At 61.1% G+C, this 18,834-nt stretch carries 22 protein-coding genes and 1 pseudogene; 17 read left to right on the top strand and 6 right to left on the bottom strand.

Annotated elements, in window-relative coordinates; translation table 11 throughout:
• Positions 1–18: 18 nt before the first annotated feature.
• Genes lepB through pdxJ form a run of 6 tightly spaced genes read left to right on the top strand, consistent with a single transcriptional unit; the run spans position 19 to position 4,624 of the window.
• Entirely contained in the window at positions 19–933 is a 915-nt protein-coding gene (gene lepB / locus Thiofri_RS12475; RefSeq protein ID WP_009149597.1) for a signal peptidase I, read from the top strand.
• Between the two features lie 51 nt (positions 934–984).
• Entirely contained in the window at positions 985–1,374 is a 390-nt protein-coding gene (locus Thiofri_RS12470; protein ID WP_009149595.1) for a DUF4845 domain-containing protein, read from the top strand.
• 53 nt (positions 1,375–1,427) lie between these two features.
• Positions 1,428–2,129, top strand: a complete 702-nt coding sequence (rnc, locus tag Thiofri_RS12465) for a ribonuclease III (RefSeq protein ID WP_009149593.1) — start codon at positions 1,428–1,430, stop codon at positions 2,127–2,129.
• Complete coding sequence (gene era / locus Thiofri_RS12460; RefSeq protein WP_009149591.1) at positions 2,122–3,027, top strand: GTPase Era; 906 nt, start codon at positions 2,122–2,124, stop codon at positions 3,025–3,027. Before rnc ends, era begins: the two co-directional genes overlap by 8 nt.
• Positions 3,028–3,045: 18 nt before the next feature.
• Positions 3,046–3,864 carry a DNA repair protein RecO gene (gene recO / locus Thiofri_RS12455; RefSeq protein WP_009149588.1) on the top strand — a complete coding sequence of 273 codons (819 nt, stop codon included), beginning with the start codon at positions 3,046–3,048 and terminating at the stop codon, positions 3,862–3,864.
• Positions 3,857–4,624 (top strand): pyridoxine 5'-phosphate synthase, encoded by a 768-nt coding sequence (gene pdxJ / locus Thiofri_RS12450; protein ID WP_009149586.1) that lies wholly within the window; start codon positions 3,857–3,859, stop codon positions 4,622–4,624. The genes recO and pdxJ overlap by 8 nt, the downstream gene beginning before the upstream one ends.
• 58 nt (positions 4,625–4,682) lie before the next feature.
• On the opposite strand, the gene tal is transcribed toward pdxJ, so the two are convergent.
• Positions 4,683–5,651 carry a transaldolase gene (gene tal, locus Thiofri_RS12445; protein ID WP_009149584.1) on the bottom strand — a complete coding sequence of 323 codons (969 nt, stop codon included), beginning with the start codon at positions 5,649–5,651 and terminating at the stop codon, positions 4,683–4,685.
• The gene (locus Thiofri_RS12440; protein ID WP_009149582.1) at positions 5,648–5,941 is read right to left on the bottom strand and encodes a hypothetical protein; all 294 of its coding nucleotides are present in this window, start codon (positions 5,939–5,941) and stop codon (positions 5,648–5,650) included. The genes tal and Thiofri_RS12440 overlap by 4 nt, the downstream gene beginning before the upstream one ends.
• 250 nt (positions 5,942–6,191) lie before the next feature.
• On the opposite strand from Thiofri_RS12440, the gene Thiofri_RS12435 reads away from it, so the two are divergent.
• The 6 genes from Thiofri_RS12435 to Thiofri_RS12410 all read left to right on the top strand — a co-directional run bounded on the left by Thiofri_RS12435 (position 6,192) and on the right by Thiofri_RS12410 (position 10,293).
• Positions 6,192–6,821, top strand: a complete 630-nt coding sequence (locus Thiofri_RS12435; protein ID WP_009150107.1) for a hypothetical protein — start codon at positions 6,192–6,194, stop codon at positions 6,819–6,821.
• A gap of 45 nt (positions 6,822–6,866) precedes the next feature.
• The gene (locus Thiofri_RS12430; RefSeq protein WP_323706213.1) at positions 6,867–8,219 is read left to right on the top strand and encodes a DDE-type integrase/transposase/recombinase; all 1,353 of its coding nucleotides are present in this window, start codon (positions 6,867–6,869) and stop codon (positions 8,217–8,219) included.
• Positions 8,219–9,019, top strand: a complete 801-nt coding sequence (locus tag Thiofri_RS12425) for an ExeA family protein (RefSeq protein WP_009149580.1) — start codon at positions 8,219–8,221, stop codon at positions 9,017–9,019. The genes Thiofri_RS12430 and Thiofri_RS12425 overlap by 1 nt, the downstream gene beginning before the upstream one ends.
• Complete coding sequence (locus tag Thiofri_RS12420; RefSeq protein ID WP_009149578.1) at positions 9,016–9,225, top strand: hypothetical protein; 210 nt, start codon at positions 9,016–9,018, stop codon at positions 9,223–9,225. The genes Thiofri_RS12425 and Thiofri_RS12420 overlap by 4 nt, the downstream gene beginning before the upstream one ends.
• A 505-nt stretch (positions 9,226–9,730) precedes the next feature.
• Positions 9,731–9,919, top strand: coding sequence for a hypothetical protein (locus Thiofri_RS12415; RefSeq protein ID WP_223296853.1), 189 nt, complete (start codon positions 9,731–9,733; stop codon positions 9,917–9,919).
• Between the two features lie 107 nt (positions 9,920–10,026).
• The gene (locus Thiofri_RS12410; protein ID WP_009151560.1) at positions 10,027–10,293 is read left to right on the top strand and encodes a type II toxin-antitoxin system RelB/DinJ family antitoxin; all 267 of its coding nucleotides are present in this window, start codon (positions 10,027–10,029) and stop codon (positions 10,291–10,293) included.
• A 106-nt stretch (positions 10,294–10,399) separates the two neighbouring features.
• On the opposite strand, the gene Thiofri_RS12405 is transcribed toward Thiofri_RS12410, so the two are convergent.
• Positions 10,400–10,600 carry a hypothetical protein gene (locus tag Thiofri_RS12405; RefSeq protein WP_009151559.1) on the bottom strand — a complete coding sequence of 67 codons (201 nt, stop codon included), beginning with the start codon at positions 10,598–10,600 and terminating at the stop codon, positions 10,400–10,402.
• A gap of 12 nt (positions 10,601–10,612) precedes the next feature.
• Between Thiofri_RS12405 and Thiofri_RS12400 the strand changes: the two genes are divergently transcribed.
• The 4 genes from Thiofri_RS12400 (at position 10,613) to Thiofri_RS12385 (ending at position 13,916) form a co-directional block, all read left to right on the top strand.
• The gene (locus Thiofri_RS12400; RefSeq protein WP_009151558.1) at positions 10,613–12,169 is read left to right on the top strand and encodes an ATP-binding protein; all 1,557 of its coding nucleotides are present in this window, start codon (positions 10,613–10,615) and stop codon (positions 12,167–12,169) included.
• Positions 12,170–12,398: 229 nt separating this feature from the next.
• Positions 12,399–12,827: a hypothetical protein gene (locus tag Thiofri_RS12395; RefSeq protein ID WP_223296852.1), complete on the top strand. Its 429-nt coding sequence runs from the start codon at positions 12,399–12,401 to the stop codon at positions 12,825–12,827.
• 467 nt (positions 12,828–13,294) lie between these two features.
• Positions 13,295–13,600: a type II toxin-antitoxin system Phd/YefM family antitoxin gene (locus Thiofri_RS12390; RefSeq protein ID WP_009151556.1), complete on the top strand. Its 306-nt coding sequence runs from the start codon at positions 13,295–13,297 to the stop codon at positions 13,598–13,600.
• Positions 13,584–13,916: a type II toxin-antitoxin system RelE/ParE family toxin gene (locus tag Thiofri_RS12385; RefSeq protein WP_009151555.1), complete on the top strand. Its 333-nt coding sequence runs from the start codon at positions 13,584–13,586 to the stop codon at positions 13,914–13,916. The genes Thiofri_RS12390 and Thiofri_RS12385 overlap by 17 nt, the downstream gene beginning before the upstream one ends.
• A gap of 1,059 nt (positions 13,917–14,975) precedes the next feature.
• Here the strand turns inward: Thiofri_RS12385 and istB are convergent.
• On the bottom strand, positions 14,976–15,839 hold the full coding sequence (gene istB, locus Thiofri_RS12380) for an IS21-like element helper ATPase IstB (protein ID WP_009151554.1): 864 nt from the start codon (positions 15,837–15,839) through the stop codon (positions 14,976–14,978).
• A 1-nt stretch (position 15,840) separates the two neighbouring features.
• Entirely contained in the window at positions 15,841–17,001 is a 1,161-nt protein-coding gene (locus Thiofri_RS12375) for an IS21 family transposase (protein ID WP_323706207.1), read from the bottom strand.
• 90 nt (positions 17,002–17,091) lie between these two features.
• Here Thiofri_RS12375 and Thiofri_RS12370 point away from each other — a divergent pair.
• Positions 17,092–18,263, top strand: a pseudogene (locus Thiofri_RS12370) (IS3 family transposase); the annotation flags it as partial.
• Between the two features lie 147 nt (positions 18,264–18,410).
• Here the strand turns inward: Thiofri_RS12370 and Thiofri_RS12365 are convergent.
• Positions 18,411–18,737 carry a hypothetical protein gene (locus tag Thiofri_RS12365; RefSeq protein WP_190275890.1) on the bottom strand — a complete coding sequence of 109 codons (327 nt, stop codon included), beginning with the start codon at positions 18,735–18,737 and terminating at the stop codon, positions 18,411–18,413.
• Positions 18,738–18,834: the final 97 nt, after the last annotated feature.

Here is an 18,834-nt window from a genome sequence, read left to right as displayed (position 1 = left end):
CGGACAGGATCATCATCTATGAATTTCGATTTCCCGACCTTTCTGGTGGCCGCCACGGCTGTAACCGGCGGCATCTGGCTAGTCGATGCCTTGCTCTGGGCGCCCAAACGCCGGCGCCTGGCAATCTCCGCCGGAGCCGGAGCAGGAGCAGGAGCAGGAGCAGGGCAAAGCCAGGAGCCAGAAGCGGGGCAGGGCGGTGGTGTCGGTCAAGCCCCGGCGGAGGCGATACGGCAGCCAAAAGACCCCATTCTGGTTGAGTACGCCAAGTCGTTCTTTCCGGTGATTCTAGCTGTCCTGCTGCTGCGTTCCTTTGTGGTCGAGCCTTTCCGCATTCCTTCGGGCTCCATGATGCCGACATTGCTGGTGGGCGATTTTATTCTGGTCAACAAGTTCTCCTACGGGCTACGCTGGCCGGTTCTGAACAGCAAATTTTTGGAGTTGGGCGAGCCGCAACGGGGCGATGTCATCGTTTTTCGTTTCCCGCAGGACGAATCCGTTGATTACATCAAACGGGTGGTAGGCGTGCCGGGAGATGTCGTTGACTACCGAGACAAACATCTCATCATCAATGGCGAGCGCGTCGCGACCATGCCACTTGGCACCTACCAGGGTGTTGGTGCCGGCGAGCGCCTGACCGGTGCCAGCCTGGCCATGGAGAATCTGACCGGCGTCAAGCACGACATACTGTTTAATCCCCGCGCGCCCGATCTGCCACCCGGCTGCCGTTTCTTGGCCCAAGGGCCCATCACAGTTCCGGACGGGTATTATTTCGCGATGGGCGACAATCGCGACAACAGCAACGACGGTCGCTGCTGGGGGCTGGTGCCAGAGAAGAATCTGGTCGGCAAGGCCTTCGCCATCTGGATGAGTTGGGATGGGGAGCGCAGCGGCTTGCCAATCGCTTTCGGGCGCATTGGCGATGTTATTCACTAATGGTTGTTTCTCATCGATCTGCGTACTAACCGTCAAAGGAGGGTGCAGGGTATGCGCAATTTAAAATCCTATCAGCGAGGACTGAGCTTCAGCAGCGTGATGCTGATGGTCGCGCTTGGAGCCTTTTTCCTGACGTTGGCCTTCAAGATGGGGCCTGCTTACTTGCAGTACTGGCAAGTTCGTTCAACGCTGGACAAATTGCTCGAGCAACCGCAGCTTGGCAAACAGGGACCGCGCGCGATTCTCCAGGCGATCGAGAAGCAGCTCTATATCAATGAGGTGCGTACCGTCAAAAGTGACAGCTTTGACGTAAAAGGCACCAAAGACGCGAAAGGCTGGGATGTCAGCGCCAACTATGTCGTGCAGCAGCATATTGGCGGGAATGTCGATGTGCTGATGACATTCGATTATTCAGTTGTTGTGCCCAAGAATCCCCAGTAAAGCGTTTCTCGTTCAAGTGTCTGCTATAAATACTCACCAGTGAAAACCCACCAGTGAATCGCTCGCTTGCGCTCTTGCTGAACCACCTCAGTGACCGGCCACCCGAGCATCCGGAGCTGTTCGAGCAGGCACTGACGCACCGCAGCGCGGGCCGCCACAACAACGAGCGCCTGGAGTTTCTTGGCGATGCTTTGCTGGGGTTCGTGATTGCCGAGGCGCTGTGGCGCCGATTTCCCGACGCCGACGAGGGCCGCCTGACGCGCGCGCGCGCTTCACTGGTCAAGCAGGAATCCCTCGCCAAGCAGGCGCGGGCGCTTGCGCTTGGTGAGTATCTGCGCATGGGCTCAGGAGAGATTCGCACCGGCGGCCATGCGCGCGACTCCATTCTCTCCGATGCTTTCGAGGCACTGCTCGGCGCCTACTATCTTGACCAGGGCTTTGACGGTGCCAGGGCGCTAATTCTGCGCTTATTCGATCAGGGTTTGGAGCAGGCGGCAAACAGCGCCCCGACCAAGGATCCGAAAACCCGCTTGCAGGAATCCCTGCAAGCGGCCCAGCGCGAGTTGCCGGAGTATGAGGTGATTGAAGCCAACGGCAAACCGCACCAACGGCACTTCGTCGTGCGCTGCCTGCTGCCCGACACCGCCGAGCAGACACGGGGTACCGGCCACAGCCGCAGGGGCGCCGAACAACAGGCCGCGGAGGCTATGTTATCTCTGCTGTCTGGCGTTAATCTGAAGCCACCGCATGACTGAGCATTCCAATCGCTGCGGGGCCATTGCGCTTGTTGGTCGGCCCAATGTGGGCAAGTCTAGCCTGCTCAATCGGCTGCTGGGGCAGAAGCTGTCCATTACCTCGCACAAGGCGCAGACCACCCGGGATACCATTGTCGGCATCAAGACGCTTGAGGGCGGACAACTGGTCTTTGTCGACACTCCAGGCATTCATGATCGCAGTGATCATGCGCTTAATCGCAAACTTAACCGCGCCGCGCGCGCGGCCATTGCCGATGTCGATCTCGCCGTGCTGGTGGTTGAAGCCGTGAAATTCGGCCCTGAAGACGCACTTGCTCTGGGCGCCCTGACCGATGCGCAATCGCCTGTTATTGCCGTCATTAACAAGATCGACCGGCTCGATCACAAGGAAAAACTGCTGCCCTTTCTGCACGGGCTTGCCGAGCGCCATCCTTTCCAGTGCTTGGTGCCAGTGTCCGCTCGCACTGGAGATGGGCTCGAGCAACTCGAACAGGAACTACTCACACGATTACCCTCAGGCGAGAACTGGTTTCCAGACGACCAACTCACCGATTGTTCATCGCGCTTTCTCGCCGCCGAGTTGATTCGCGAGCAACTGGTGCGCCGCTATGGTGATGAATTACCCTATCAGACCACGGTCACCATTGAGCGCTTTCATGAAGAACCCAATCGTTATCGGATTAATGCCCTGATTTGGGTTGAACGCGACTCGCAGAAAGCCATTCTCATCGGCCATCGCGGCGAGGCATTAAAGGCCACAGCCACGGCCGCACGCGAGGCCATGCAGCGACTGTTCCAAACCTCGGTCCATCTTGAACTCTGGATCAAAGTCAAAAAGGGCTGGACGCGCGATGAGACAGCCCTGAATGATCTGACCTCCGCCGATACGCGTCGCTGACGCGCGCCTGTCTAACGCATGCAAGCACGCCTGCAACGCGGCTTCGTCCTGCACCGCCGCCCCTATGCCAACACCAGCCTGCTGCTCGAGCTGTTCACCGCAGAGGACGGGCGCTTGGCGATGGTGGCCAAGGGCGCCAAACGGGCGCGGTCAACGCAGGCCGCTCTGCTCCAGCCGTTTCAGCCCCTGTGGCTTGGCTGGACGGGTCGCGGGGAGGTGAAAACACTCACGCGCGCCGAAGCTGCCGGCCGCGCGCTGAGCTTGATCGGCACCAGCCTCTATTGCGGGTTTTATGTCAACGAACTCCTAATGCGGCTCTGGCCCCGTCAGGAAGCGCCGGAGAGTCTTTTTCCCGCGTACCAGATGGTGCTCGAAGCCTTGAGCAGCTCCGATTCACCCGATCTTGGCCTGCGTCAGTTTGAACTGAGCCTGCTGGCCGCCATGGGCTATGCATTGGACCTGAATCGGCTGGCCGATGAGGATATTGCAGTTCGCTCAGAGGAGCATTACGTTCTCTACCCCGAGCAAGGTCTGCGCCGCGCGCTGGCAGCGGGGCCCGAGTCGGTAAGCGGAGAGACCCTGGGCCGTCTTGTCCGTGGCGAGGCACTGGAACCCAGGCATCGGCGCGAAGCTAAAACGCTGTTGCGACGGGCACTGGCGCCGCATTTGGGCAACAAGCCACTGCGCAGTCGCGAGCTGTTTCGGGCTCTTCCAGGCCAGGGAGCGGCTGCGGAAAATGCAAGCGCGGGCCATGCGGACGGCAGTCTCCGAAGCCCGCCACAGTCAGCCGAGCAACCCGCCAGCCAAGCAATCCACGGAGAATCAAATCATGCATAATCAGGCTGGATCATCCATCCTGTTGGGTGTGAACATCGACCATGTCGCGACTTTGCGCCAGGCGCGCGGTACCCGCTACCCTGAGCCCCTGCAAGCTGCGCTGCTGGCCGAGCAGGCCGGCGCCGACGCGATCACTCTGCATCTGCGCGAGGACCGCCGCCACATACAGGACCGAGATGTCGCTCTGCTGGCAGAGACTCTGCAAACGCGCATGAATCTTGAAATGGCCGCGACAGCAGAGATGATTCGCATCGCCAGCCAGTATCGCCCGAGCGACTGTTGCCTGGTGCCGGAGCGACGCGAGGAACTCACCACTGAAGGCGGCCTGGATGTCGCCAGCCAGCGCGCGCGCATGAAAGACGTCTGCGCCGAACTGGCCGAAGGGGGTGTGCGGGTGTCGCTCTTTATCGATGCCGAGCCGGAGCAGATCCAGGCCGCAGCCGAGGTGGGCGCGCCCGTGATCGAACTCCACACCGGGCACTATGCCGACGCGAAAAACCAGCCGACACGCGCAGCCCAGCGGCAGCGCCTGGCCGAGGGCGTCCGCCAAGGCCAATCACTTGGCTTGCAGGTCAACGCCGGTCACGGGCTTGATTATCACAATGTGTCGACCATCGCCGCAATCGCCGGCATCCGCGAGCTGAATATCGGCCACTCAATCGTCGCACGCGCGCTCTTTATTGGATTCGAGCGCGCCGTAGCCGAGATGAAAGCCCGGATGCGAGACGCGCGCGCCAGCGCGGACGGGCAGGGCGCCTGACCCGAATGCCGGCGCCCCTTTACCGCAGCCTATCGCGCGCCTGATCAGCAAAAACCGATCAAGTGCCGCTGCCAGTCTTGCGCGCAAAAGCCTCAAGCTTCTCGGTATCGGCAGTGAACAGCCGAATGCCCTCCGCCAGCTTTTCGGTCGCCATGGCGACTTCATTGAGTCCCCAGCGGAAGGCTTTTTCATCGAAACTCACTCGCTCGATGTCCATGGCGCGCGCCGCCTCGGCATCCAGTTTGCGCTCAACCGAGCCGTCTTGGTCGGCCAGTTCGCCCAGCAGTCCCGGAGAAATGGTCAAGTAATCACAACCGGCCAGTGCCAGAATTTCATCGCGATTCCGGAAGCTCGCGCCCATCACCACGGTGTCATAGCCGTGACGCTTGTAGTAATTGAAGATGCGCGTCACTGACAGCACGCCTGGGTCCTGATCCGCCGGATAACCTTCGACATGTTCGGCAGACTTGTACCAGTCAAGAATACGCCCGACAAAGGGTGAGATCAGAGTCACCCCAGCATCGGCGCAAGCCACTGCCTGCGGAAAGCTGAACAACAGGGTCAAATTGCAGTGAATGCCGCGCCGTTCAAGCGCGGCCGCCGCCTGGATGCCTTCCCAAGTCGAGGCAATTTTGAACAGCACTCGGGTCTTAGGGTCGACGCCAATCTCCTCATAAAGATCGATCAGCCGCTCGGCGCGCGCGATCGTGCTTTGAGTGTCGAATGACAAGCGCGCATCAATCTCGGTTGAAACCCGCCCAGGCACAATCTTAAGAATCTCCTGGCCAAAGTTGACCGCCAGCTTGTCCATAATCCAGCGCGTGCGTTCCTCGGCATCGCCACCCTTGGCCTGGCCATAAGCCAGCGCGTCATCGAGCAGATGCCGATACTGAGGGATCTGTGCCGCCTTGTAGAGCAGGGACGGGTTGGTGGTGGCATCCTGCGGCTTGTAGGCAGCAATGGATTCGAAATCGCCGGTATCGGCGACCACCGTCGTCATGGTCTTGAGCTGATCGAGCTGGTTCATAGAGCCTCCGGAAGTAAAGGACAGATCGACGCGAATTGAATCGCCTCTATCAATATTGGCATGTTGGTCGATGATTTCTCGGAAATCGCCGAAATGGAGCAGCCAAGCTGAACACCTACCTCGGCAACCTCGGCGGTGGCCGCGATCTGATCCCCTTCGGCTGGGACATCCTCGCCGTCAGCGCCCTGGCAGTCGGCATCTTCACCGTCGCCGTCAGAAGCCATCTGCAACCGGAAAGCTATCGCGAGCTGCTTGAATAGACGGCCTTCGGCAGCAAGCTTCTGGAGCATCCCAGCTCAAGCGTTCGCGCAACACCAGGTGTAGTTTCTCTCCTCTATCCACGAACCACCGCCGGAAATTCCCCCCACTGCACCACCGGTGAAACGGCGAACCGGTGGAGCAAAGCGGCGCGCCTGGGCCACGCGCTTTCTCACAGCCTTCCCCGCCCGGGCAAGTGCGCGCGGATGCGCCACACTGAGCAGAGGGATCACTGCAACAGAAGTGGCCCGTCCAGTTCACCGCTGGACGGGCCGGAGGCCGGTGCAACTGCGCTTTGCATACCGAGGCACCGGCGAGGAGTACGTTAGCGCCAAAGGCTGGGAGCAGACAACGCTCAAGCGCTGTCCCTTGCATCCCCAGGGTGGCTGCCACTTCGCCCGTCATGGCACCTACGCACGTATCTCCCCGCCGGGAACGCTGATTTGCCGCTACTACTGCCCGGAGGGCCATCGCACCTTCAGCCTGCTGCCGGACTGCTATGCCGCGCAGCTCACCGGTCAGCTCAGCGAGGTCGAGGACGTGGTCAAGGCGGTGGAGAACGCCCCCAGCCAAGCCGTCGCCTGCGAACAGTTGCGCCCGGACATTGAGCTCCCGGGCGTGCAGCGCTGGGTGGGACGCCGAGTCGGTGCCGTGCGCCTGGCCCTGCATCTGCTCAAAGGTCTGCTCCCGGAGCGTTTCGCTGACTGTGCCGCCACCCTGAGCGCCTTTGCCCTCACGCTCGGGCTCCTTGACGGCTGTGGTGTGCTGGTGGTGCTGCGCGGGATCGCCGAGCCTTGGTTGCAACAACTTCCCGCCCCGCTCGGATTCCGTCCCCGGCATCGGGTGGTTGGCGGGCGGCGCGCCGCCCGCCAACACCCGACGGGGGCGGACCCCCCGGGGAAGAATCGTTAGGGTCGCAAGGGCAGGCACTGGGCCTGCGCTGTGAGGAACCGACCCATGACTGATTGTGATTCCGACGCCGAACGGCGCCAGCAGATCGCCTTGTTTCGCCACCAGGTGATTGGCGAGCTCGTGCATTTTCCCGAGGGCCACAAGGGGCTGTATGCCCTGATTGATCAAAAAGCCGCGCGTGACTATGTCATTCCCGGCAGCCAACGCACCCGGGTGGCGGCCGAGACCATCCGCGATTGGCTCAAGGCCTATCGCCGCGGTGGTTTTGATGCGCTGTTACCCAAACCACGCGCCGATCGCGGCCAATCCCGGCGCTTGCCGGCCGAGGTGGTCGAGACGCTGCTGGCGATCAAGGAGGCCAACCCGAAACTCTCCGTCCAGCTGGTCATCCGCGCCGCTCGTGAGCGCCCCGAGGTGCCCGAGGCACTGCCCCTGCCGCCCTCGACCGTGCATCGGCTGCTCGCTCGCCATGGGTTGATGGAGCCACCCAAGGAGACGCCGGTCGATCAGGACCGGCGCCGCTTCGCCTTTGCCCAGGCCGGGGAGCTGTGGATGAGCGATGTGATGCACGGCCCCAGCGTGGTGGTGGGCGGGCGGGTGAAGCGCAAGACCTATTTGATCGCCTTCATCGATGACGCCACCCGGGTGATCCCGCATGCGGCCTTCGCGCTCGCGGAGAATACCCGGGCGTTCTTGCCGGTGCTAAAAACGGCGTTGGCCAAGCGCGGGCTGCCGGCTCGGCTCTATGTCGATAATGGCGCCAATTACCGCTCCCAGCAGTTGGCGCTGGTGTGCGCCAAATTGGGGATCGCCTTGATTTACGCCCGTCCCTATCGCCCTCAGGGCAAGGGCAAGATCGAGCGTTGGTTCAAGACGGTACGGGCGCAGTTGCTCACCCGGCTGACCTCGGAGGATACCACCAGCCTGGAGGCGCTCAATCGCCGGCTGGCGACCTGGGTCGAGGGGGAGTATCACCTCAGTCCCCATCGCGCCCTGGAGGGGCTCACACCGCTGGAGCGGTGGGCGCAAAGCGCCGAGGCGCTGCGTTATCCCGAGCCGTCCCTGGATCTGGCCGATGTGTTTTTGTTCGAGGCCCAGCGCAAGGTGCAGAAGGATCGTACCGTGAGTCTCAACGGGGTGGTCTATGAGGTCGATGCGCTCTTGGTGGGGGAGACGGTGACCTTGCGCTTCGATCCCGAGGCACCGCCCGAGCGTGGGGTGCAGGTATGTCATCACGGAAAACGCATTGAGGTGGCGCGTCCGGTGCAGACCTATGCTAACTGTTTTGTCCGTCGTGAGCGTCCCTCAAGCACCTTGCACAGCGACACCCCGGCGGCGGAGCCAGCGCCCTCGGCGCTGCGCCTGCGTGAGCTACCCGATGACGGGGAGGTGCGCTGATGTATCAGAAGCATTTCGCACTCACGGCTTTTCCCTTTGATGTCACGCCGGAGCCGGATGCGCTCTTTGCCTCCAGTTCCCTGGCCGAGGCCGAAGCGCGGTTGAAGCATTTGCTCGAGCTGCGCGGCATTGGCCTGGTCACGGGTGAGGCGGGATCGGGGAAAACCACGGTGTGCCGCAAGGTGGCCGCAGAGCTGCATCCGGGCTTGTATCGGGTGTTCTATGTGCCGCTGTCGACGGGTAATGTGATGGATATGTACAAGTCGGTGGCCTGGGAGTTGGGACTGCCGACGGAGCGCAATCGCGCGGCGGCCTTTCGGGTGATTCGCACGGAGATTTCGCGTTTGACCCTGGAGGCGAGGCAGTGCCCGGTGCTGATCGTCGATGAGGCGCATCACTTGCGCAATGATGTCTTGGAGGATTTGCGCTTGCTGACCAATTACCGCATGGATGCGGAGAATCGCTTGTGTCTGCTGCTGGTGGGACTGACGGAGTTGCGCCGGCGCTTGGCAATGGCGGTGCATGAGTCGTTGGCGCAGCGCATTGTGGTGCGCCATCACTTGAGCGGCCTGACCCGCGAGGAGGTGCCTGGGTATTTGACCCATCGCCTGCGCTTGGCGGGATGTGAGCTTGAGGTGTTCGAGCCGGCGGCGGTGGAGGCTTTGTTTCAGGCGACTCAGGGGATGCCACGCAAGCTCAATCGGCTGGCGCATTATGCGTTGATCAGCGCGGCGAGCGAGAAGGCGCGCACGGTGAGCATTGATCACGTGCAGCTGGCACGTGAGGAGGTGGGGCCATGAGTGCGCGGCACGAATCGGAATCCTTGTCCGTGACCTTGCCAAGCCATTGGACTGGGGAGCAGGCGGCAGCGGTCTATACCTTGCTGTGCGAGCTGACCCACCTCGTCGAGGCGCGTTACCACCATCAGTTACAGACGTGGTTTGTTGGGGAGGAACCGGGCGAGCAGTTGGATCTGTTCGGCTTTGATGATCCGATGCCGTTCTGAACCCTCAACCGGCGGCGGGTGATACGGCCCACCGCTCCATCAACCCGGGCCGGGCGTGCGTCGCACCCCGGCCTTTTTTGTTGTCCGCTCTTCGTCGATCAGGGTCCGTCCGTGCCCTGGTGAGCGTCTCGGGCTCTTCCATCTGCTCCCTTTTTTTCACCGGGTGGATCAAAGCGGCAAATGTCTGTCTTTCCGTCTCGATACAGTTTGGGAAATTGCCGGTGGACTAAATTGAGAGCTAACACCAGGCGCGGGAACGGGCCATGCCGATGCTGAACTTTGCGGTATCATCAGCCGCGAACCAAAAAGGGACTGGTCCCAATCTTGACAGCCTCAAGTCGTGCGAGTAGCGTCAATCCTTCTGCATTTAGACCAAATATGGTGCTCAAAATGTCACAAGAAGTGCTGAGCCTGGGCCAGTTCAAGGCCGATGCGAGCCGCTTGCTGGACCAAGTGCGAGATCAGCCCGCCACGCTGGTGCTGACACAGAACGGGCGCGCGCGCCGTGGTGCAGGACTACGAGCAATACCAAGCGCGGGAACGCGCCATGCTGATGCTGAAGCTGCTCGCCGAGGGTGAGCGCGACCTTGCCATGGGGCATAGCCTCCCGCACGCAGAGGTGTTTGACGGCCTGCGACAGCAGCTTCGGTCGCAACGCGCGAACGGCGATCAGGCGGATGGCCGAGCCGCGTGAGATCCGCTGGACCCGTTCCGCTCAGCGCGACCTCAGCGCCATTGCGGGCTACATGCCGAGGACAGCGTCGAGAACGCCATCGCCTCGCTGACTCTGGAGAATAAGCCATGCCGACCGCCGATACCTATGTCCGTGCTCGAATTGATGTTGCGACGAAGGAGCGCGCTACCGCCGCGCTCGATGAAATAGGCTTATCCGTCTCCGATGCCATTCGGCTTTTGATGCGGCGGATCGCTGAGGAGCGGCGCTTGCCGTTTGATGTCAAAGCCCCGAGCGCCAGCAGTCTTCAGGCACTGGCTGACATCGAAGCCGGGAAGATCGAGCATTTTGCCACCGTCGATGACCTGATGGCCGATCTGCATGCGGACGATTGATCGCCCGCGCTCATTCAAACCAGCGAGCATCTACGTTCCACGCCAATAGAAACCTGTTCTGTTTTGGCCAACGCCTCGGCGCGGCGACTTCTCGAGGAACCCATCATCAAGACACCGAGACCGCTTCCGCGAGCGGAGCGACCAAGACAGCCCCTGTAAAGAAGCCCTGGAGCAATTCTTCCCCGCGTTTCTCGCCCTGCTGTTCCCGCCCATCCATGCCGAGATCGACTGATCCAAAGGCGTGCGAGTTCTCGGCAAGGAATTCCAGCCCCAGTTCTTTTAGTAGAATGGCCCTCGGCACGCTCATCGAGGTCGGCCCATGCAACGCAAATCCTTACCCATCGGCATCGAGACCTTTCGCGAGATCCGCGAGGGCGGGCATTACTACGTCGACAAGACCCCCTTTGCGCTGCGATTGATTGAGCAGGGCAAGTACTATTTTCTCTCCCGCCCGCGCCGCTTCGGCAAGTCGCTGTTCCTCGATACGCTGGCGGAGTTGTTCAGCGCCAACGCGCCGCTGTTTGCTGGGCTGCACGCCCACACCCGCTGGGACTGGACGCGGCCCTATCCGGTGGTGCGCCTGAGCTTCGCCGACGGGGTGATGGCCTCGCGGGCGCAGTTGGATGAACGGATCGGCGAGTTGTTGGCCGACAACGAAGCCCGGTTCGGCGTTGCCAGCGCCCATGCCAGTATCCCGGGGCGCTTTCATGGTCTGATCCGCGCCATCCATGAGCACACCGGCGAGCGTGTGGTGGTGCTGGTGGATGAGTATGACAAACCCATCCTGGACAATTTGACCGATACGGACACCGCCCGCCAGCTCCGCGACGGCCTGCGTAACCTGTATTCCGTGATCAAGGGCGCCGATGCCCATATTCGCTTTGCCTTTCTCACCGGCGTCAGCAAGTTCAGCAAGGTGAGCCTGTTCTCGGGGCTGAACAACCTCAACGACATCACTGTCGACCCGAAGTACTCGGCCATCTGCGGCTATACCGAGGCCGATCTCGACACCGTCTTCGCCCCGGAACTCGAGGGCCTTAACCGCGAGGAAATCCGCGCCTGGTACAACGGCTACAACTGGACCGGCGACGCGGTCTACAACCCCTTCGATCTGCTGCTGCTATTCCAGAAGCGCCAGTTTCGCGCCTGGTGGTTCGAGACCGCGACGCCGACCTTTTTGATTGATCTGTTGACCCAGCGCCACACCTGGCTACCAGAACTCGGCCAGTTGGAGACCGATGCCGCGCTGCTGTCAAGCTTCGACCTGGAGCGCATGACCAGCGAAGCCTTGCTGTTTCAGACTGGCTATCTGACCATCGATGTCGAGGAGAACCTCGGCGGCAATTATTTCTATCGCTTGCGCTATCCGAATCGCGAGGTCTACCAAAGCCTCACCGGGGCGCTATTGGATGCCTGGACCCCGGCCGGGGCGGTGGAGGCGCGCCAACGCAAGTCGCTGTATCGGCTGCTACAGCAAAACGACTTCGCCGGCCTGGAGGCACTGTTCAGCGCATTTTTCGCCAGCATCCCGCACGACTGGTACCGCAACAATCCCATCGCCCAGTACGAGGGCTACTACGCCAGCGTGTTCTATGCCTACTTCGCCTCCCTCGGCTTGGACCTGACGCCAGAAGACAGCAGCAATGCCGGTCGGCTGGACATGGCGCTGCGTTTCAACGGCAACCTCTACCTGTTTGAATTCAAGGTCGTCGAGCTGGCGCCAGAGGGCCGCGCCCTGCAACAGATCAAGGACCTGGGCTATGCTGACAAGTACCGCGCCGAAGCCCTGCCGATCCATCTCATCGGCGTGGAGTTTAGCCGCGAGCAGCGCACCGTGGTGGGTTTCGAGGTCGAGTCCGTCGCGCGGCAAAGGTAGAGCATTGCAGGGTTCGGCGCCTTGGGGGCCGCGCACTGGCGCGCCGATGACGAAGACCGCGAAGCCGTGAGTGACTTCGTTCTTGGTCTGAAGGAAAAGCTCTGACTGATCCGCGAAATTCGAGGCCTGGAGCGGCAGAAAGAAGCGCTTGATTTTTAAGGACGCGCGAGTGAGCGCGCGGCAGAGAACAAACGGCAATCAGGTGAAGACTCAACAGTCACGAGGCATCATGATGGGACTTTGTAACGCACGACAAAAACTGATTTTTTCTGGAATCGTCGCTCTCGCTTTTTCGTTGAGCCTGGCAAGTGCAAGCGCCGCCGAAGACAGTGACTTCGCTGTTGAATGCGACCTCGATAAAAATGGAAAAATCAATGGATATGCGGAAGTTGTCTGTGTAGACGACAAAGAAATCGAGGCAATCGAGAGAGAGACCGAGGCAAACCGGAGAGAGACCGAGGCAATCGAGAGACGAATCGAGGCAAACCGGAGAGAGACCGAGGCAAACCGGAGAGAGACCGAGGCAAACTGGAGAGAGACCGAGGCAAACCGGAGAGAGACCGAGGCAAACCGGAGAGAGGCAGAGCGACTCGAGAGAGAAAACGAAAAGCTGGAGGAGATGATTAGAATTTTAGGCGGCGAAACCGGCGACGACTAACCCCCACGGCACAAGCCAGCCGTCGAGCCACCCAACCACGCCCACATCAGCCGCGCCCACGGCGCTAGCGCACGCCGTCCAGGGGTCGGCCGTCCTGGCCGACGCCTCGACGCGGCGACTTCTCGGGGCAACCTCGGCACCGTGCCAGCGCCTCTGATCGCCTGATCGCCGAGTGCTCGCTCTCGCTCGCCCAACACGGCGATACCGCGCGCCAACACGACCGATTGGTATGCTCGGTAGGGTCTAGGCTTTGAACGCGCCGGGGTAGGGGACGGGGCCGTCCAGACCCCCGAGACAGACACCGCATGGCCAACTCCCACCCTGGCCACTCGAAGCCAAGCCGCTTGCTGTTTTATATGCGCTATGCGCTTATCTTTGTGCCATTCGGGGCTGGTCCCGATCTTGACAGCCTCAAGTCGTGCGAGTAGCGTCAATCCTTCGGGATTTAGACCAAATATGGTGTTCAAATGTCACAAGAGGTGCTGAGCCTGAGCCAGTTCAAGGCCGATGCGAGCCGCTTGCTGGACCAAGTGTGTGACCAGCCAGCCACGCTGGTGCTGACACAGAACGGGCGCGCGCGCGCCGTGGTGCAGGACTACGAGCAATACCAAGCGCGGGAACGCGCCATGCTGATGCTGAAGCTGCTCGCCGAGGGTGAGCGCGACCTTGCCATGGGGCATAGCCTCCCGCACGCAGAGGTGTTTGACGGACTGCGACAGCAGCTTCGGTCGCAACGCGCGAACGGAGACGAGACGGATGACCCAGCCGCGTGAGATCCGCTGGACCCGTTCCGCTCAGCGCGACCTCAGCGCCATTGCGGGCTACATTGCCGAGGACAGCGTCGACAACGCCATCGCCGTTTTGGAACGCTTGGAGAACCGAGCGGAGACCCTCTCCCAGAGCCCGGAGCGCGGACGTGTCGTTCCGGAACTGCGGGTGATCGACGTCTACCACTACCGCGAGCTGATTGAACGCCCGTGGCGGATTATCTACCGGATCGAGGGAGATGCCGTGCTGGTAATGGCCGTGCTGGATGGACGGCGTGACCTTCAATCCTTGTTGCTGGAGCGTCTGGTCGCGCGCCAGTGAACCGATGCCGGGGGCTGGGCTCAATTGAAATCATTCGAGTGCGCGCGCGCCAAAGAATCGCCGTAGCGGTAGAATCTCCGTCCTTTCTTTATCCGATGTTGAGTCATTAGCAAAGCATTGGCGCGCGCTTTGTCGCCTGTTCGGCGAGCTGTTTCGGTTCTACAACCAGCAGGCCTTAACTCAAATAACTGTCCAATAGTCGGAATCCACTATAAGACACCATGAAGCTCGTACTCAAGATTGCTGCTGGAATCGTCTTAGGCACTCTAATTTTATGGGGCATTGCGATGGGGTTCGGGTTGCTAGCCCTATCAAGTTTTTTAGCAGCCTCGAAAACATTCCTTGAGACTCCCGTTGCATCTTCCCCGGCTCAACCTCAACAACCCATTATCCGAACACCGGCCCTACCCACCGCGACGCGCTACCCACAGCGTATCCAGACTCCAGTTGCACCTGCCGCGACTCGCCCCCAACGACGAAACACCCAGGCTCCTGTTGCTTCCTTATCCAAGCCTCGCGAGCTTTCTGATCTCGATCAAGCGCGTATCGCGTGCAATAACGCGATTGCGGGAACTCTCGCAAAGACTGATGCATCAGCGACCAAAAGCAAAAAAGAACTCTGCGAGAAATACCGTTTAATGCAGGCAGAAACTAGCAGGCCACGCCAGCCAGAATACGAATAGCGTGAACCGCGGTTTGTCTCCGCCGGCGCCGACCTTGACCACTCTGCAAGGGAGACCCGGTGGATTACTTTTTCGGTATCATGGCGGAGCTGTGTGAGATACCCTGGCCCCGTTCCGCTCAGCGCTTATCCAATGTCAACTATCTTGGCCGGTCAGCGTCAATTATCTTGGCCGGTTAATGTCGTTGTGCTTTAGATGCGGTATCTCCTAATTTACAGGGTAGTTGCGGGTGGATCTGGCGGGGCCGAGTACGGGAAGGAGCCCGTAGGGCGACTGGGAGTGCTCGGCCCCGCCAGCGGCGCGGCGGCGCGTGCGCCAGAATAGTTGTCGCGGGCATTCGCGCCTGCAAGAGAGCGACAATTGCCCTGGCGGTTTGTCATCCCGAGGGCGCGGACTCAGAGTCATCATCGCGACAACCCACCGAGGTTGTCGTCGATGGCGAGGGTAACGTGATCGTTGGCGCTGGCGTTGGTGTCAGGCTCCCGGGCTCAGCGGCGATCTGCCCCAGGGCCTGCTTGCGCCGGTAACTGTCGCTACTGAGTTCGATAATTGTCGCGTGATGCACCAAGCGATCGACGGCGGCGACGGTCATCATCTGATCCGGGAAGATGCGATCCCATTCGGCGAACGGTTGGTTGGAGGTGATGATCAGGCTGGCGGTCTCATAGCGATGGGCGATGAGTTCAAACAGCACCTGGGTTTCCGTCTCGGATTTTTTCACGTAGCCGAAATCATCCAGGATCAGTACGGCGTAGCGCTCGAGCTTGTGCAAGGCATCCTCCAGGTGCAGCTGCGTGCGGGCCAGCTGCAACTGCTGCACCAGGGCGGTGGTGGCGAGGTAGCGCACGCGCACCCCCTGCACGGTGAGTCCGTGACCGATGGCGGCGGCCAAATGGGTTTTGCCCACACCGCTGGGGCCAAACAGCAGCAGGTTGCGCGCCTGGCGCGTCCAATCCGCGCTGCCGGCCAGCGCCTCGATTTGTTCGCGGGCCAGGCCAGGGACTTGGGCGAAGTCGAAGCTGGCCAGGCTCTTGCCGACCGGCAGGCGGGCGTCTTTGCTGTAGCGGGCGATGCGCCGGCTGTCGCGATCAGCCAGTTCCTGCTCGCATAAGGCGCTCAGGTATTGGGCGCTGTCCCAACCGTGGCGCTGGGCGTGGTCGAGGAAGCCCTGCCAATGCTGCGCGATGCTCGAGAGGCGCAGCTGCTTGAGCATCAGGGGTAAGGTGGCGGTTTGAACCATCTCAGCACACCTCCATCGCTGGGCGCTGGGAGGGCAGAAGTGCGTCATAGGCCGAGAGCGGGTGTTGAACCCCGCTTGGGAGAAAGGCCTCGGCCTCGCCGCGCTGGGCAGGATCAAAGCGCTGCTCCAGTTCGTGCAGGCTAGGGAGGCGCCCGGCCTCAGTGCATCCGCGCAGATACTCACCCAGGGCCTGCTCGCACTCGGCGCGAGCGGCCAAGGCGAGGATGCCGACGATGGCTTTGCACGCCGCGCGCGCCTCCAAGTGGGCGTCGAGATACTGCCAGATCGCGCGGTAGGTGGCGTTCGGCAGCAAGTCATCGCGCAGTTGCGAGTAGCGGAAGGCCTGGGGTTTACGCACCAGGGTGGCGATGAGGTGGCGGTAGTCGATACAACGCGCCCGCTCGTGCTTGACGCTGTAGACGCGCGTGAGGCTCACCGCTGGGGTGGCACCGAGATAGCCCTCAATGCGATCATCAAAAATGTGCAGACGCAATCGCTCGCCGATCAGGCGCGCCGGGACGCTGTAGAGCACCCGCTTGACCTCAATGGTGCTGGAGGTCGTCACCGACACCACCTGCTCGCTGTAGTCGGCGGTGCGTCGCGCCGGTAAGGCCTGAAGCTGCGCACGCTCGATGGCCAGGGCGTCGGCGCACCGCCGGTTGAAACGACCCACCAGCGCGTCGAGCCACTGGCGATAGTCCTCCAAAGTGGGGAAATCGGCCGATGCGCGTAGCAACAAGGCTTGGGCCATGCGCCGCTTGAGGTGCCCGTGGGGCGATTCCACAGCGCCGTTCTCGTGACTGACACCGCGGTTGTTGCGCGTGGCCGTCATGCCGTAGTGCTGGCACAAGGCGTCGTAGCGCTCAGTGAGGTCGGCGCGTGCGTCCTGCGAGAGGTTCTTGAACGCGGCCGATAAGCTGTCGGTGCGGTGCTCCAAGGGCGCTCCGCCCAGACGCCAGAGGGCCGCTTGTAATCCTTCGGCCAGGGCGCTGAACGATTCCCCGCCCAATACGACGCTGACGTGGCTCCAACCACTGAAAGGCAGGCGGAAGTGGTAGAGACGGTGCGCGAGCACCTCCCCGGCAATGGTGACGGTGATGTCCTTGAGTTCGGTGAAGTCCGAGAAGCCCTGCCGACCCGGTTCCTGCACTTGGCGGAACATGACTTCTATAGTGGCCCCCAATTTTAGGACACTAAATTAAGTTAGTTTTGCCTCATCTGATAGAGACGTAGAAAGACCCGGAGAGAGCAGATGAGCGAGAGACAACGCAAGACCTTCAGTGCCGTCTTCAAGGCCAAAGTCGGCTTAGAAGCGGTACGCGGAATGAAGACGACCAACGAGATTGCGCAGGATCACGGGGTTCATCCGGTCCAAGTAGGCCAGTGGAAGAAAGCCATCGTGGAGGACGCCAGCAAGCTGTTTGAAGGCCGGCGTGGGCGCAAGAAAGCGGGCGGTAGTGGCGACGAAGAGCGTCTCTACAGCGAGATTGGGCGGCTGAAAATGGAGCTGGACTGGTTGAAAAAAAAGTCCGGTTTGAGCCTGTGAGCGTGCGTCGCGGGTGGATCGACATGGGCGGCCTTGATGCGGTCGGGTTAGCGGTCAGCCGCCAATGTGCGCTTGCGGGCGTTCATCGCTCTGGAGTGTATGCGCACCAGCATGATCGTCGCGTCGAGCCCAGCGAACTGGATCAGAAGTTGTTGCGGCTGATTGATGCGGAATACACCAAGAGACCATTTTATGGGAGTCGACGCATGGTCGTGATGCTACGCGCACAAGGCCATGCGGTCAGTCGCAAACGCGTGCAGCGTCTCATGGGTGTTCTGGGATTAGCCGGCATGTTGCCTGGACCTCATACCAGCAAGCCGCATCCCGAGCACAAGATCTATCCCTACTTGTTGCGTGGGCTGGCCATTGTGCGGCCCAACCAAGTCTGGAGCAGTGACATCACCTACGTGAAATTGGCACACGGGTTTGCCTACCTGGTTGCCATCATCGACTGGTACTCGCGACGGGTGCTTGCCTGGAGACTGTCGAACACGATGGAAACCGGTTTTTGCATCGACTGTCTAGAGGATGCGCTCCGCCACCATGGCACGCCGGAGATCTTCAACACCGACCAAGGAGCACAGTTTACCAGCCTCGCCTTCACGCAGGTATTGCATGACGCGGATGTGGCCATCAGCATGGACGGGCGCGGCAGGGCTTTGGATAACGTCTTCGTCGAGCGTCTGTGGCGCAGTGTCAAATGGGAGGACATCTACCCCAAGGGCTATGAGACGCTCTCAGAGCTGTTCATGGGGCTGTCGGCGTATTTCCCCTTCTACAACAGCCAACGCCCCCACCAGGGGCTCGGCTACCGAACGCCGGACGATGTTCATCGTCGAGGAGAAGGCGGCGGTGTCGTGGTCGCCAACCACTTTGGCGATCGCCCGCCAGCGGACTCGTCGGCTGCGCTACGCTCCGCCGACGAGTCCGCTGGCGAAGACCTGCGGCAGCGCCAATCCGCTGCGACTGAACTGGGCGCGCTAACTTAAATTCGGGGAAAAACTGTCCTTGACATGGGGTCCACCTCATTCCTTGTCCGGGCCGTGCAGCGCTTTCCAAGCTTTGACCCGGCGCTGAAAGGTGCGCTTTTTGCCATTGCCAAACCGCTGTGGATACCGCTCCTGGAGATCCTCAAACAGGGTGGTGGCGTCCAGACGCGGTTGCTGCTCCAGCAACGGCACAATGTCGCTGTCCCATACCTCGGCAAATGGATCCTTGCGGGTTCGCCAGTGCCGCTCCTTGCGCTCTGTGACGCGCGTCCCGGCGCCATCAATGCGACGTCCGCTGCGCTCGGAGATGCCAACTTTGGCACTCGCCTGAATCTGTGTGCGACCTTGCGTTCTGCTGCTCATGTATAACCTGACCTGCTCTGCTGTGAGTCGTTTGCCCGACATTCGCTCGCCTTTGGGTTGCGAAAATGTCGGCTACCTTAGCTTTGGGAAGCGGCCA

Source organism: Thiorhodovibrio frisius, assembly GCF_033954835.1.
Classification (GTDB): domain Bacteria; phylum Pseudomonadota; class Gammaproteobacteria; order Chromatiales; family Chromatiaceae; genus Thiorhodovibrio; species Thiorhodovibrio frisius.
This window is presented reverse-complemented; position numbering and strand designations above follow the sequence as displayed.